The sequence below is a fragment of the Planosporangium thailandense genome (assembly GCF_011947195.1).
Classification (GTDB): Bacteria; Actinomycetota; Actinomycetes; order Mycobacteriales; family Micromonosporaceae; genus Planosporangium; species Planosporangium thailandense.
The window spans coordinates 47775-60940 of the sequence record NZ_JAATVY010000021.1; the positions used below are offsets into that span (position 1 = coordinate 47775).

Here is a 13166-nt window from a genome sequence, read left to right on the forward strand (position 1 = left end):
GGCACCGGAGCTTCCGCCCGATTCGCCCCGGGTGGGGGTGCCATGGCCGCCGCGCTCGGCGTCGTCGGCGGGGCTGGCCGCCTCGTGACGCTGACCTGGAAGGTCGAGACAGAGCTGCCGGTGGCGGTCATCCGGTTCGAAGGAGTTCTCGACGTCGACACGGCGCCCGAGGTGCGGCTGGCCGTCGCGACCGCCCTTGCGCTCCAGCCGGCCGCGGTGGTGGCCGATCTGGCCGGGCTGACCGCCGCCGCCGCCGACGACGACCTCACGGTCTTCGCCGCCTGTGCCCGGTCCGCGGCGGCGTGGCCGGGCTGTCCGGTGGCGCTCAGCGGCCCACCTGACGCGGTCGCGGCGGGGCTCGCCCGGATGTCGGTCAACCGGTCGGCCGTCATCCACCCGGACCTCGACCACGCGCTGGCCGCCCTGGAAGCGGTGCCGCCGCCGCTGCGGTTCCGGCAGCGGCTGACCGCCGCGCCGTCGATCACGGGGCCGGCCGCGCGCGCGATGGTCGTGGCGGCCTGCGAGGCGTGGGGCGTCAACGCGGCCGCCGGGCTGGAGCAGGTGGCCAACCGGGCCGAACTGGTCGTCACCGAGCTCGTCAGCAACGCGATCATCCATGCGAAGACCGAGCTGGAGGTGGTGGTCGCGCTTCGCGAGCCGTTTCTGCACATCTCCGTGGCCGACGGCAGCCCAGCCCCGCCCCGGTTGCTGTCGCCCGACGCACCGGACACGATCGGTGGCCGCGGGCTGATCCTCGTCGAGACGCTGACGACGAAGTGGGGTTACCTGCCGACGCGCGACGGCAAGGTGGTCTGGACCATGATGCGGCTCGGGCCGCCGCCGGTACGGTGAACCGGCCCATTCACGGCACCCGGGGTGGCGGCACGCGGCCGCTCCACGGGCTGAGAGAATTCCGTAGGACCTGAGAAAGTCCGCGCGCTAGTTTTGCCCAAAACGGGCGAGGCCATGAAGGAGAAGTACCCGTGATCCGTACCCATGACGCCGGCACGCTGCGCGCTGCCGACGCCGGCACGACCGTGACGCTCGCCGGTTGGGTGGCCCGCCGGCGCGATCACGGCGGGGTGATCTTCGTGGATCTGCGGGACGCCTCCGGCATCGTGCAGGTCGTGTTCCGAGGAGCGGAAGCGATCGAGGACCAGGAGCTCAGCCGGGAAGAGATGGCGGGCATGAGCGAAGCTCATGCCCTGCGCAACGAGTTCTGCGTGCTCGTGACCGGCGAGGTGCAGCGCCGGCCGGCCGGCAACGAGAACCCCGAGCTGCCCACCGGCGAGATCGAGGTCAACGCCGCCGAGCTGACGATCCTGTCCGAGGCGGCTCCGCTGCCGCTGCCCGTCGACGACACCGTCGAGGCCAGCGACGACATCCGGCTCAAGTACCGGTACCTGGACCTGCGCCGCAGCGGCCCGGCACGGGCGCTGCGCCTTCGCTCGAAGGCCAACCAGATCGCCCGTACGGTCCTGCACGACCGGGACTTCGTCGAGATCGAGACGCCGACGCTGACCCGTTCCACGCCCGAGGGCGCCCGCGACTTCCTCGTGCCGGTGCGGCTGCAGCCCGGCACCTGGTACGCGCTGCCGCAGTCGCCGCAGCTGTTCAAGCAGCTGCTGATGGTCGGCGGCATGGAGCGGTACTACCAGATCGCCCGCTGCTACCGCGACGAGGACTTCCGCGCCGACCGGCAGCCGGAGTTCACCCAGCTCGACATCGAGATGTCGTTCGTGACCCAGGAGGACGTGATCGCGCTCGGCGAGGCGATCGTGTCGGCGCTCTGGCGCGAGCTGGCCGGCCACGAGATCAGCACGCCGATCCCGCGGATCACCTGGCACGAGGCGATGGACCGGTACGGCTCGGACAAGCCGGACCTGCGCTACGGGCTGGAGCTGACCGAGCTGACCGACTACCTGCGCGGCACCGAGTTCCGGGTGTTCGCCAGCGCCATCGACGCCGGCGGGTACGTCGGCGCGGTCGTGATGCCCGGCGGCGCGTCCCAGACCCGCAAGGAGCTGGACGGCTGGCAGGACTGGGCGAAGGCGCGCGGGGCGCGCGGCCTGGCGTACGTGGTGCTCGACGCGGAGACCGGCGAGCCCCGGGGCCCGGTGGCCAAGAACCTCTCGGCCGAGCACCTCGCCGGCCTGGCCGCCGCCGTCCAGGCCAAGCCCGGTGACGCGATCTTCTTCGCCGCGTCCGGCGAGCGGCGGGAGGCGCAGGAGCTGCTCGGCGCGGCCCGCCAGGAGATCGCCCGGCGCACCGGCCTCATCGACGAGGGCGCCTGGGCGTTCTGCTGGGTGGTCGACGCGCCGATGTTCGAGCGCGCCGACGACGGCGGCTGGACCGCCGTGCACCACCCGTTCACCTCGCCCAACGCCGAGTGGATCGACCGGTTCGAGGAGGCGCCCGACCGGGCCCTCGCCTACGCGTACGACATCGTCTGCAACGGCAACGAGATCGGTGGCGGATCGGTGCGTATCCACCGCGCCGATGTCCAGCGCCGCGTGTTCGACCTGCTCGGCATCACCCCGGAGGAGGCGAACGAGAAGTTCGGCTTCCTGCTGGAGGCGTTCAAGTACGGTCCGCCGCCGCACGCCGGCATCGCGTTCGGCTGGGACCGGGTGACCATGCTGCTGGCCGGCGCCGACTCGATCCGCGAGGTCATCGCGTTCCCGAAGACCCGCGGCGGGTACGACCCGCTGACCGGGGCGCCCACCCCGATCACGTCGCAGCAGCGCGCCGAGGCGGGCGTGGACGCCAAGCCGAAGACGGCGGCCATCCCGGGCACGTCCGGGGAAGCCGTGCCGGTGGAGCACTCCCGCTGACGCCGCGCTGACAAGCTGACGCCGCCTGTTCTGACAAGCTGACGCCGCCGTTCTGACGAGCTGACGCCGCTCCGGCGGCCGGGTCGCAGGACCGCACTCGGGCCGCCGCCGTCCACGATCACGCCGTGGACGGCGGCGGCCCGAGCGTTGCCGGCGGCGAGGCGCGCCGTCCTGCGCGGCATCACTCCCATATCCGGGTGAAACGGACATCGTTGATAAGGCGTGGTTCTTTCTCCCGAGACCGTTGCGGTCGACGCACCCGTGCCGAGCCGGCCGGCGAAGCCGGCCGATGCGCCCACCGGCCGGGTCGCCGTCGTCGACGGGCTGCGGCTGGTCGCCGCCGTGATGGTGATGGCGTACCACTACTCGTTCCACGCGCCGAACACGGCGTGGGGCGGCCGCTCGACCGCGCTCTTCCCGCATACGGCGCTGGTCACCGGGTTCGGCTGGCTCGGCGTCGAGCTGTTCTTCATCATCAGCGGGTTCGTGATCTGTCTGAGCGCGTGGGACCGCGGCGTCGGCCAGTTCTTCGTGTCCCGGGTCGTCCGGTTGTTTCCGGCGTACTGCTTCGCGGTGGTCGCCACCGCGGTGGTGGTCTACGCGATCGGTGACGGCCATCCGCATCCGCCGCTGACCGACCTGTTCGTCAACCTGACGATGCTGGAGCGGCCCCTGGGCGTGCCCGAGGTCGACGGGGTGTACTGGACGCTCTGGTCGGAACTGCACTTCTACCTGCTGTTCGCCATCGTCGTGTGGCGCGGGCTGACCTACCGCCGCGCGGTGACGTTCTGCGTCGGGTGGCTCGCCCTCTCGGCGATGGTCGCGACCGCGCCGGACAAGCTGGCGCACATCCTCGTCGGCGACGACATGTCGGCGTTCTTCGTGGCCGGGATCGCCTTCTACCTGATGTACCGGTTCGGCCAGAACCTGCTGCTGTGGGGCATCGTCGGTGTCTCGTGGGCGGTCGGTCTGCACCGCGTCTGGCCGACCGCGCTGGGGGTGGAGCGGTCCGGTCCGCTGTCACTGCACGGGGTGATCCTCGTGGTCACCGCTGCGTTCGCGGTGATGGCCGCCGTCGCGCTGCGCAAGCTGTCGTGGATCCGCGGCGGCTGGCTGACCGTCGCCGGCTCGCTCACCTACCCGCTGTACCTGCTCCACCAGCAGATCGGGTGGGCGGTCCTGGCCCGTCTGCACCACCACGTGCCCCGGTGGCCGCTGCTGATCGGACTGAGCGCGGCGATGCTCGCGATCGCCTGGCTCGTACACCGGATCGTGGAGCGCCCGCTCGCCCCGGTGCTCAGGCGCCGGCTGACCGACGCGCTGGCGCAGATACGCGGCGGCGACGAGCCTGTCGGCTAGCCGGGGCGGGTGCGCAGGTACTCTCTGCGCGGTGGACAACGCGGGACTTTTCGAGCTCGGGGGATCGGCACCCGTTGACGCGGCGGGGGACGCCAGCTTCGAGCCGCCGGCGGGGGACGCGCCGCTGGCGGCGCGCATGCGTCCGCGTACCCTCGACGAGCTCGTCGGCCAGGGGCACCTGCTCACGCCCGGTGCGCCGCTGCGCCGCCTGGTCGAGGGCGACACCCCGATGTCGGTCATCCTGTGGGGGCCGCCCGGCTGCGGCAAGACCACGATCGCGCATCTGGTCGCCGGGGCGACCAACCGGCGCTTCGTGGCGATGTCGGCGCTGTCGGCCGGGGTGAAGGACGTGCGGGCGGTCATCGCCGAGGCCCGACGGACCCGCCGCTCCGGCGGGGCGCAGACCGTGCTGTTCATCGACGAGGTGCACCGCTTTTCCAAGACGCAGCAGGACTCGCTGCTCGCCGCGGTGGAGGACCGTACGGTCACGTTGCTCGCCGCGACGACCGAGAACCCGTACTTTTCGGTGATCTCGCCGCTGCTGTCGCGCTGCGTGCTGCTCACCCTGCAGCCGCTCGGCGACGACCAGGTGCGCACGCTGCTGCGGCGCGCGCTCTCCGACGAGCGCGGGCTGGGTGGCGCGGTCACGCTCTCGGCCGAGGCCGAGGACCATCTGGTACGCCTGGCCGGCGGTGACACGCGCAAGGCGCTCACGGCCCTCGAGGCGGCCGCGAGCGGCGCGCAGGCGCAGGGGCTGACCGAGATCGACCTGGCGACCGCGGAGAAGGCGGTCGACGTGGCGGCGTTGCGCTACGACCGGGCGGGCGACGCGCATTACGACGTGGTGAGCGCCTTCATCAAGAGCATGCGCGGCTCGGACGTCGACGCCGCGCTGCACTGGCTGGCCCGCATGCTGGTGGCGGGGGAGGACCCCCGGTTCATCGCCCGCCGCATGGTGATCTTCGCGAGTGAGGACGTGGGCATGGCCGACCCGATGGCGCTGGTGGTGGCGAACGCCGCCGCACACGCCGTGGAGTACGTCGGCATGCCGGAGGTGCAGCTCAACCTCGCGCAGGCGGTGATTCACCTGGCCACCGCCCCGAAATCCAACCGGGTCACCACCGCCATCGGGGCGGCGATGGCCGACGTGCGGGCCGGGCTGGGCGGTCCGGTCCCGGCACACCTGCGGGACGCCCACTACCAGGGCTCACGCGGGCTGGGGCACGGTGTGGGGTACGCGTACCCGCACGACGACGCCCGGGGCGTCGTCACCCAGCAGTACCCGCCGGACCAGGTGGTCGGCCGTGACTACTACGACCCGACGAACCACGGTGCCGAGCGGGCGGTGGCCGAGCGGGTGGTCCGGCTACGTCGGATCGTGCGCAGGGACGGTCAGTAACCGCGGCGGTGTTACGGCAAGCACATCGTCACGCGGTCGTCGTCACATCGGACGCCGACACGGGAAGCCGCGGCGCGCTGTGTCGATGCCGACGGTAGGGTCTTGCGAAGTTGGCGGAATGTCTCGGCGTGGCCGAAGGAGGAAGTCGTGCAGTTGCATGGCTGGGAGATAGCGCTGCTGATCGTGTCCGGCGCGTTCGCGTTGCTCGTGCTCGCCCTGATCGTGCCGATCCTGCGGCTGCGGCACACGGTCGACGCGGCGAGCCGGACCCTGCGCGACGTGGCCGACGTGACCGGCCCCATGCTCGGTAACGTCAACACGACGATCGCGAACGTCAACACCGCCCTGGGCCAGGTGCAGACCTCGCTCGACGGCGTCAATCTCCAGCTCGCGCGGCTGGACACCATCACCGAGCACGTACAGCACGTCACCGCCAACGTGGCCAACCTGTCGACCGTCGTGACCGCCGCGGCGGCCAACCCGCTGGTCAAGGTCGCCGCCCTCGGCTACGGCGTGCGCAGCGCCGCGGCCAAGCGCCGGCGGGCCGACGAGGAGGCCGAGGTCCGCAGCGAGCTCAAGCGGCGGCGCCGGGCCGGCCGCCACGGCGCCTGAGGAAGGATTCGCATGCGACGTCTGTTGTGGCTCGGGGTGGGTCTCGCCGTCGGGGCGCTGGTGGTCCGGGCGGTCAACAAGAAGATGCAGGCGCTGACTCCGGCCTCGCTCGCCGGCACCGTCCAGCAATCCGCTGTCGGGCTGCTCGACGAGGTGCGTAGCTTTGTAGAGGACGTGCGCTCGGCCGCGGCCGAGCGCGAGGCCGAGATCCACGAGGCGTTCAGCGCGGGCGCCCTATTCGACGAGTACGACGCAGAAGGAAACCAGGACTGATGAGGACAGCGGAGATCAAGCGGCGGTTCCTGAGCCACTTCGAAGCCAACGGCCACGCCGTCGTGCCCAGCGCTCCGCTGCCCGCGATCGACGACCCGAACCTGCTGTTCGTCAACGCCGGCATGGTGCAGTTCGTGCCCTACTTCCTGGGCCAGCGCACGCCGCCGTTCAAGCGGGCGACGAGCGTGCAGAAGTGCATCCGCACCCCCGACATCGACGAGGTCGGCAAGACCAGCCGGCACGGCACGTTCTTCCAGATGAACGGCAACTTCTCGTTCGGCGACTACTTCAAGGAAGGCGCGATCACCCTCGCGTGGGACCTGGTCACCAAGCCGGTCGACGCGGGCGGCTTCGGCCTTGACCCGGAGCGCATCTGGGCGACGGTCTACCTCGACGACGACGAGGCGATCGACATCTGGCACAAGAAGGTCGGGCTGCCGCTGGAGCGGATCGTGCGCCGCGGGAAGGCCGACAACTACTGGTCGATGGGCATCCCCGGCCCCTGCGGCCCCTGTTCGGAGATCTACCTGGACCGTGGCCCGGAGTACGGGCGCGAGGGCGGCCCGGAGGTCGACGAGGACCGCTACATGGAGTTCTGGAACCTCGTGTTCATGCAGAACGAGCGAGGTCCGGGCTCCGACAAGGAGAACTACCCGATCCTGGGCCCGCTGCCGGCCAAGAACATCGACACCGGCATGGGCCTGGAGCGGATGGCGTCGATCCTGCAGGGCGTCGACAACCTGTACGAGATCGACGAGGTCCGGCCCATCCTCGACAAGGCCGTCGAGCTGACCGGCCGGCGGTACGGCGCGCACTCGGGCCACGTGGCCAGCGAGTCGCACCCCGACGACGTGCGGCTGCGGGTGGTCGCCGACCACGTCCGCACCTCGCTGATGCTCATCGGCGACGGGGTCACCCCGTCCAACGAGGGCCGCGGCTACGTGCTGCGCCGCATCATGCGCCGGGCCATCCGGAACATGCGTCTGCTGGGCTGGCACGCGCCGGCGCTGCCGGAGCTGCTGCCGGTCGCGCGCGACTGCATGGCCCCGTCCTACCCCGAGGTGGCCACCGACTTCGACCGGATCGCGTCGTACGCGTACGGCGAGGAGGAGGCGTTCCTTTCGACGCTGCGCTCCGGCACGACGATCCTCGACATGGCGATGGCGGAGACGAAGAGCTCCGGCGGCAGCCAGCTGACCGGCGCGCAGGCGTTCCAGCTGCACGACACGTACGGCTTCCCGATCGACCTCACCCTCGAGATCGCCGCCGAGCAGGGGCTGACGGTCGACGAGGAGGGCTTCCGGCGGCTGATGAACGAGCAGCGCCAGCGGGCCAAGGCCGACGCGCAGGCGCGCAAGACCGGCCACGTCGACCTCTCGGCGTACCGGGCGGTGCTCGACGCGGGCGGTCCGGTGGACTTCACCGGGTACGAGGAGACGGCGCGCGAGTCGCGGCTGCGGGCGCTGCTGTCGAGCTCCGGCGACGGGCTGACCGGCGCGGGCGTGGGCGAGACGATCGAGCTGGTGCTCGACGTCACGCCGTTCTACGCCGAGGGTGGCGGCCAGCAGCCCGACCAGGGGATCATCACCGTGGGCGGCGGCAGCGTCGAGGTGTACGACGTCCAGCAGCCGATCCCCGGTCTGATCGTGCACCGGGGCCGGGTCGTCGAGGGCGAGATCCGCGCCGGGGAGACCGGGTACGCCGAGATCGACATCGCGCGGCGGCGGGCCATCTCGCGGGCGCACACGGCGACCCACCTCATCCACACGGCGATGCGCCAGTTCCTGGGGGAGTCGGCCACGCAGGCGGGCTCGCTCAACGCTCCGGGCCGGCTGCGCTTCGACTTCAACACCCCGGGCGCGGTGCCTCCGAGCGTGCTGCACGACGTCGAGCAGCAGGTCAACGAGGTGCTGATGAGCGACCTCGACGTTCGCGCGTTCATCACCTCCCTGGAGGAGGCGCGCAAGCTCGGCGCGATGGCGCTGTTCGGTGAGAAGTACGGCGACGAGGTGCGGGTGGTCGAGGTCGGCGACTACGCCCGGGAGCTGTGCGGCGGTACGCACGCTTCCCGCTCCGGGCAGCTCGGCCTGGTCAAGATCCTGAACGAGTCGTCGGTCGGCTCCGGCATCCGCCGGGTCGAGGCGCTGGTCGGCATGGACGCGTTCGGCTACCTGGCGCGGGAGCACCTGCTGGTGAGCCGGCTCGCCGAGCTCTACCGGGTGCCGGGCGAGCAGGTGGCCGACCGGGTCGAGCAGACCGTGGCGCAGCTGCGCGACGCCGAGAAGGAGCTGGAGAAGCTGCGCGCCCAGCTCGTCCTGGCCAACGTCGGTGCGATGGCGGCCGGGGCGCGCGACGTCGCGGGCGTGGCGTATGTGGGCACCGAGGCGCCGGAGGGGGCGAGCGCGAACGACGTGCGGACCCTCGCGCAGGAGATCAGGGGCCGGATGCCGGCGGACCGGCCCGGCGTCGTGGCGGTCACGGCCCGGTCCGGTGGCAAGGCCTCACTGATCGTGGCGGTCAACGCCGCCGCCCGCGACCGGGGCCTGTCGGCGGCGACGCTGGTCAAGAGCGCGCTGTCCGGTCGGGGTGGTGGCAGCCCCGAGCTCGCCCAGGGTGGCGGCGTACCGGCCGGTGACGCGGCGTCGCTGCTGGTGACCGTGGAGAAGGCGATTGCTGGTTCATGACCCTGGATCTTGGACACTTACGCGGGCTATAGCCCCCGTAAGTGTCCAAGATCTCGGAGGGCTCCGGTGAGGCGGGGTATCCGCCTGGGCGTGGACGTCGGCACGGTGCGGGTCGGGGTCGCGGTCTGCGACCCCGACGGCATTCTCGCGACGCCGCTCGTCACCGTGGCCCGGGATGTTACGGAGAGTAGCGACGTTCCGTCCGACATGGTGGAGATTGCCCGACTGGCCACTGAGCGCGACGCCGTCGAAGTCGTCGTCGGGCTGCCCGTCAACCTGGCCGGGAAGGAAGGGCCGGCAGCGGCCGCCATCAGGCAATACGCGGACAAGCTAGCGGCTGTCGTCGATCCCGTTCCGGTGGTTTTCGTCGATGAGAGGATGTCGACGGTAACTGCGGCGCGTAGGCTGTCCGAGCGAGGCGTACGGGGCAAGCGCCAACGTGCGGTCGTGGACCAGGCGGCCGCCGTGGAGATCCTGCAGACCTGGCTCGACTCACAGCGGAGGCGACCCTGATGTTGGACGAGCTCGAGCTCGCGTTCGATGAACAGGATCGCGCGCGCGTGCGACATCGGCATCGGCGCTCCACGATGCGCCGCGCCAAGCGCGCCGCCGAACGCGGGACCGAACCCGGCACACCCCGACGACGTGGCCGCAGCCTCCTCGCGCTCCTGCTCAGCGTCGTCCTCCTCGGCGTCCTGGGCGTCGGCGGGTGGTACGGCTACGCGGCGGTGAAAAACTTCTTCACCGCGCCCGACTACACGGGCGCCGGCACCGGGGACGCGCAGGTGCAGGTGAACAGCGGGGAGACGGCCACCGACATCGCCAACACCCTCTTCAAGGCCGGCGTCGTCAAGAGCGCCAAGGCGTTCGTGGACGCCGCCAAGGCCGACCCCCGCGGTGACCAGGTCCAGCCCGGTACCTACAAGCTCCACAAGCACATGCGGGCCAAGACCGCTCTCACGGCGCTCCTGGCCACGGACTCCGCCGGCAACCTGATCAACAAGATCTCGGCCAAGGTGACGATCCCGGAAGGCACGATCAGCCTCGCGGCGTTCGAGCTGCTGTCGAAGGCGACGAAGATCCCGGTGGCCGACTTCCAGGAGGCGGCGAAGGATCCGGTCGCCCTCGGTGTGCCGGAGTGGTGGTTCAAGCGCAACGACGGTAAGCCCGTGGCCAAGTCGATCGAGGGCTTCCTGTTCCCGGCGACCTACGAGTTCAACCCGGGGGTCGACGCCAAGACGGTCTTGTCGACCATGGTCAACAAGTTCAACTCCGTCAACGCCGAGCTGAAGTTCTCGGACACCGTGCAGAACACCCGCAACATCTCCCCGTACGAGGGCCTCATCGCCGCGTCGATCGCACAGGCCGAGGCGCCGCTGCCGGAGGACATGACCAAGGTCGCCCGGGTCCTGTACAACCGCGTCTACAGCGGCAAGTTCCCGTGCTCCTGCCTGCAGCTCGACAGCACGGTCAACTACTGGCTGCGCATCTCCGGCAAGGAGGCGCAGGACTCCAAGAACCTGACCGTCTCGCAGCTGCACGACCCCAACGACCCGTACAACACCCATGACGTCGCCGGGATGCCGATCGGTCCCATCTCCAACCCCGGCAAGGAGGCCATGCAGGCGGCGCAGTCGCCGGCCGACGGCCAGTGGCTGTACTTCGTGACCATCGACAAGCAGGGCCACACCGGCTTCTCCGACACGTTCCAGGAGTTCCAGCAGAACGTCGAGCTCGCGAAGAAGAACGGTGTGCTCTGATATGCCGGTACACCGCGCCGCCGTACTCGGAAAGCCGATCGCCCACTCGCTGTCGCCGGTGATCCACAACGCCGGGTACGCGGCCGCCGGCCTGTCCGACTGGCGGTACACGGCGACCGAGTGCGCCGAGGCCGAGCTGGCCGGTCTGGTGGCCGGCCTCGGCCCGGAGTGGGCCGGGCTGTCGCTCACCATGCCGCTCAAGGAGGTCGCGCTCACGGTCGCAGACGCGGTGACGCCGGTCGCGGCGGCCCTCGGCGCGGCCAACACCCTCGTCCGGGACGAGCGCGGCTGGCGCGCGGACAACACGGACGCGCCGGGGATGGTCGACGCGCTCGCTGGGGCCGGCGTCACGGCGGCGGCCGAGATCGCGGTGCTCGGCGCCGGCGGAACGGCGCGTGCGGCGCTCGCCGCCGCGGGAGCGCTGGGCGCGAAGGTCACGGTGTACGCGCGCCGGCACTCGGCGATCGACCAGTTGGCGCCGGTGGCCGCGGCGCTCGGGGTGGAGTTGACCGGTGCCGCCTGGGACGACGCCGCGGGCTGCGCCGACGCGCAGGTGGTGATCTCGACCGTCCCCAAGGGCGCGGCTGACGGGCTCGCCGAGGCGGTCCGGTGGCGGCCCTCGGTGGTGCTGTTCGACGCGCTGTACGAGCCGTGGCCGACGCCGCTCGCCGCCGCCGCCGCGCGGGCCGGCTGCCCGGTCGTGTCCGGCCTGGACCTGCTGCTCGCCCAGGCCGTACACCAGTTCGAGCAGTTCACCGGCGTGACCGCGCCGGTGGACGCGATGCGGGCGGCGCTCCGGCGGGCTCGCGGTTGAGCCGCGGTAGAGCCGCGGCTGGGCCGCCGCGACGGGCTGCGCTGACCGTCCGTCGTTGATCGTGGCCAATGACGTCGCGCTGCTCGTGCTGCGCCGGACCGCGGTGTGACCGACGCTACTTTTCCCTGCTGACGGGGCCCTGACGTGGGATCGGACGTCCGGGCGCTCGCTCGGCGTGCCAGACTGTGACGCGTGCTGCGCTGGTTGACCGCTGGAGAATCACACGGACCGTCGCTCGTGGCGATCCTGGAGGGACTGCCCGCCGGGGTCGCGGTGACGAGCGCCGAGATCGCTCATGAGCTGGGGCGCCGTCGCCTGGGCTACGGCCGGGGCGCCCGGATGAGCTTCGAGCAGGACGAGGTCGAGATTCTCGGCGGCGTCCGGCACGGGCTCACGCTGGGCAGCCCGGTGGCGGTCCGCGTCGGCAACACCGAGTGGCCCAAGTGGGAGAAGGTGATGTCGGCCGATCCGGTCGACGCCGACGAGTTGGCGAGCCTGGCGCGCAACGCGCCGCTGACCCGCCCCCGCCCCGGCCACGCCGACCTCGCCGGCATGCAGAAGTACGGCCACACCGACGCCCGGCCGATCCTGGAGCGGGCCAGCGCGCGGGAGACCGCCGCGCGGGTCGCTGTGGGCACTGTCGCCAAGGCCCTCCTCAAGCAGGCGCTGGGCATCGAGATCGTCTCGCACGTGGTCGAGCTCGGTTCGGTGGCGGCCAAGCCGGGGCTGCTGCCGCGCCCCGAGGACGCCGAGCGCATCGACGCCGACCCGCTGCGCTGCCTCGACCCGGACGCGAGCGCGCGCATGGTCGAGGAGGTCGACGCCGCCAAGAAGGACGCCGACACGCTCGGCGGCATCGTGGAGGTGCTCGCGTACGGGGTGCCGCCGGGGCTGGGCACCCACGTCCAGTGGGACCGCAAGCTCGACGCCCGCCTGGCCACGGCCCTGATGTCGATCCAGGCGATCAAGGGTGTCGAGATCGGCGACGCCTTCACCCAGGCCAGGTCGCGTGGCTCGCAGGCCCACGACGAGATCATTCCGACGCCCGACGGCGTCCGGCGGGTCACCGACCGCGCCGGCGGGCTGGAGGGCGGCATCACCAACGGCGAGCCGGTGCGGGTACGCGCCGCCATGAAGCCGATCTCCTCCCTGAACCGGGCGCTGCAGACCGTCGACGTGACGACCGGCGAGCCGGCGACGGCGATCAACCAGCGGTCGGACGTGTGCGCCGTGCCGGCCGCCGCGGTCGTCGCCGAGGCGATGGTCGCGCTCGTGCTCGCCGAGGCGGCGCTGGAGAAGTTCGGCGGCGACTCGGTCGCGGAGATCCAGCGCAACCTGCGCGGGTACCTCGAGAACCTGGTGATCGCGTGAGCGCGTGGTCTGGGTCGCAAGGCGCAGCGGCGCGAGCCAGACTGCGCGCAGAGCGCAGCG

At 71.5% G+C, this 13166-nt stretch carries 10 protein-coding genes and 1 pseudogene; all 11 read left to right on the forward strand.

Annotated elements, in window-relative coordinates:
* Window positions 1-42: 42 nt before the first annotated feature.
* Complete coding sequence (locus HC031_RS23870) at window positions 43-852, forward strand: ATP-binding protein (protein ID WP_167927642.1); 810 nt, start codon at window positions 43-45, stop codon at window positions 850-852.
* Between the two features lie 131 nt (window positions 853-983).
* Complete coding sequence (gene aspS / locus HC031_RS23875) at window positions 984-2834, forward strand: aspartate--tRNA ligase (RefSeq protein WP_167927643.1); 1851 nt, start codon at window positions 984-986, stop codon at window positions 2832-2834.
* A gap of 222 nt (window positions 2835-3056) precedes the next feature.
* Complete coding sequence (locus tag HC031_RS23880) at window positions 3057-4193, forward strand: acyltransferase family protein (protein ID WP_167927644.1); 1137 nt, start codon at window positions 3057-3059, stop codon at window positions 4191-4193.
* Between the two features lie 31 nt (window positions 4194-4224).
* Window positions 4225-5580 (forward strand): annotated as a pseudogene (locus HC031_RS23885) (replication-associated recombination protein A); the annotation flags it as partial.
* 165 nt (window positions 5581-5745) lie between these two features.
* Complete coding sequence (locus HC031_RS23890; protein WP_167927697.1) at window positions 5746-6204, forward strand: DUF948 domain-containing protein; 459 nt, start codon at window positions 5746-5748, stop codon at window positions 6202-6204.
* Between the two features lie 12 nt (window positions 6205-6216).
* Entirely contained in the window at window positions 6217-6477 is a 261-nt protein-coding gene (locus tag HC031_RS23895) for a hypothetical protein (RefSeq protein WP_167927645.1), read from the forward strand.
* Window positions 6477-9161, forward strand: coding sequence for an alanine--tRNA ligase (alaS, locus tag HC031_RS23900; RefSeq protein WP_167927646.1), 2685 nt, complete (start codon window positions 6477-6479; stop codon window positions 9159-9161). The genes HC031_RS23895 and alaS overlap by 1 nt, the downstream gene beginning before the upstream one ends.
* A gap of 66 nt (window positions 9162-9227) precedes the next feature.
* Complete coding sequence (ruvX, locus tag HC031_RS23905; protein WP_167927647.1) at window positions 9228-9674, forward strand: Holliday junction resolvase RuvX; 447 nt, start codon at window positions 9228-9230, stop codon at window positions 9672-9674.
* A 47-nt stretch (window positions 9675-9721) separates the two neighbouring features.
* Entirely contained in the window at window positions 9722-10921 is a 1200-nt protein-coding gene (mltG, locus tag HC031_RS23910) for an endolytic transglycosylase MltG (protein ID WP_338090805.1), read from the forward strand.
* A 1-nt stretch (window position 10922) separates the two neighbouring features.
* Complete coding sequence (locus tag HC031_RS23915; RefSeq protein WP_167927649.1) at window positions 10923-11735, forward strand: shikimate dehydrogenase; 813 nt, start codon at window positions 10923-10925, stop codon at window positions 11733-11735.
* Window positions 11736-11927: 192 nt separating this feature from the next.
* Window positions 11928-13106 carry a chorismate synthase gene (gene aroC, locus HC031_RS23920; RefSeq protein WP_167927650.1) on the forward strand — a complete coding sequence of 393 codons (1179 nt, stop codon included), beginning with the start codon at window positions 11928-11930 and terminating at the stop codon, window positions 13104-13106.
* Window positions 13107-13166: the final 60 nt, after the last annotated feature.

Excerpts from the sequence above, each read along its gene's own strand:
- HC031_RS23870 (WP_167927642.1), top strand. The coding sequence starts at position 43 with ATGGCCGCCGCGCTCGGCGTCGTCGGCGGGGCTGGCCGCCTCGTGACG.
- alaS (WP_167927646.1), top strand. The coding sequence starts at position 6,477 with ATGAGGACAGCGGAGATCAAGCGGCGGTTCCTGAGCCACTTCGAAGCC.
- HC031_RS23895 (WP_167927645.1), top strand. The coding sequence starts at position 6,217 with ATGCGACGTCTGTTGTGGCTCGGGGTGGGTCTCGCCGTCGGGGCGCTG.
- HC031_RS23915 (WP_167927649.1), top strand. The coding sequence starts at position 10,923 with ATGCCGGTACACCGCGCCGCCGTACTCGGAAAGCCGATCGCCCACTCG.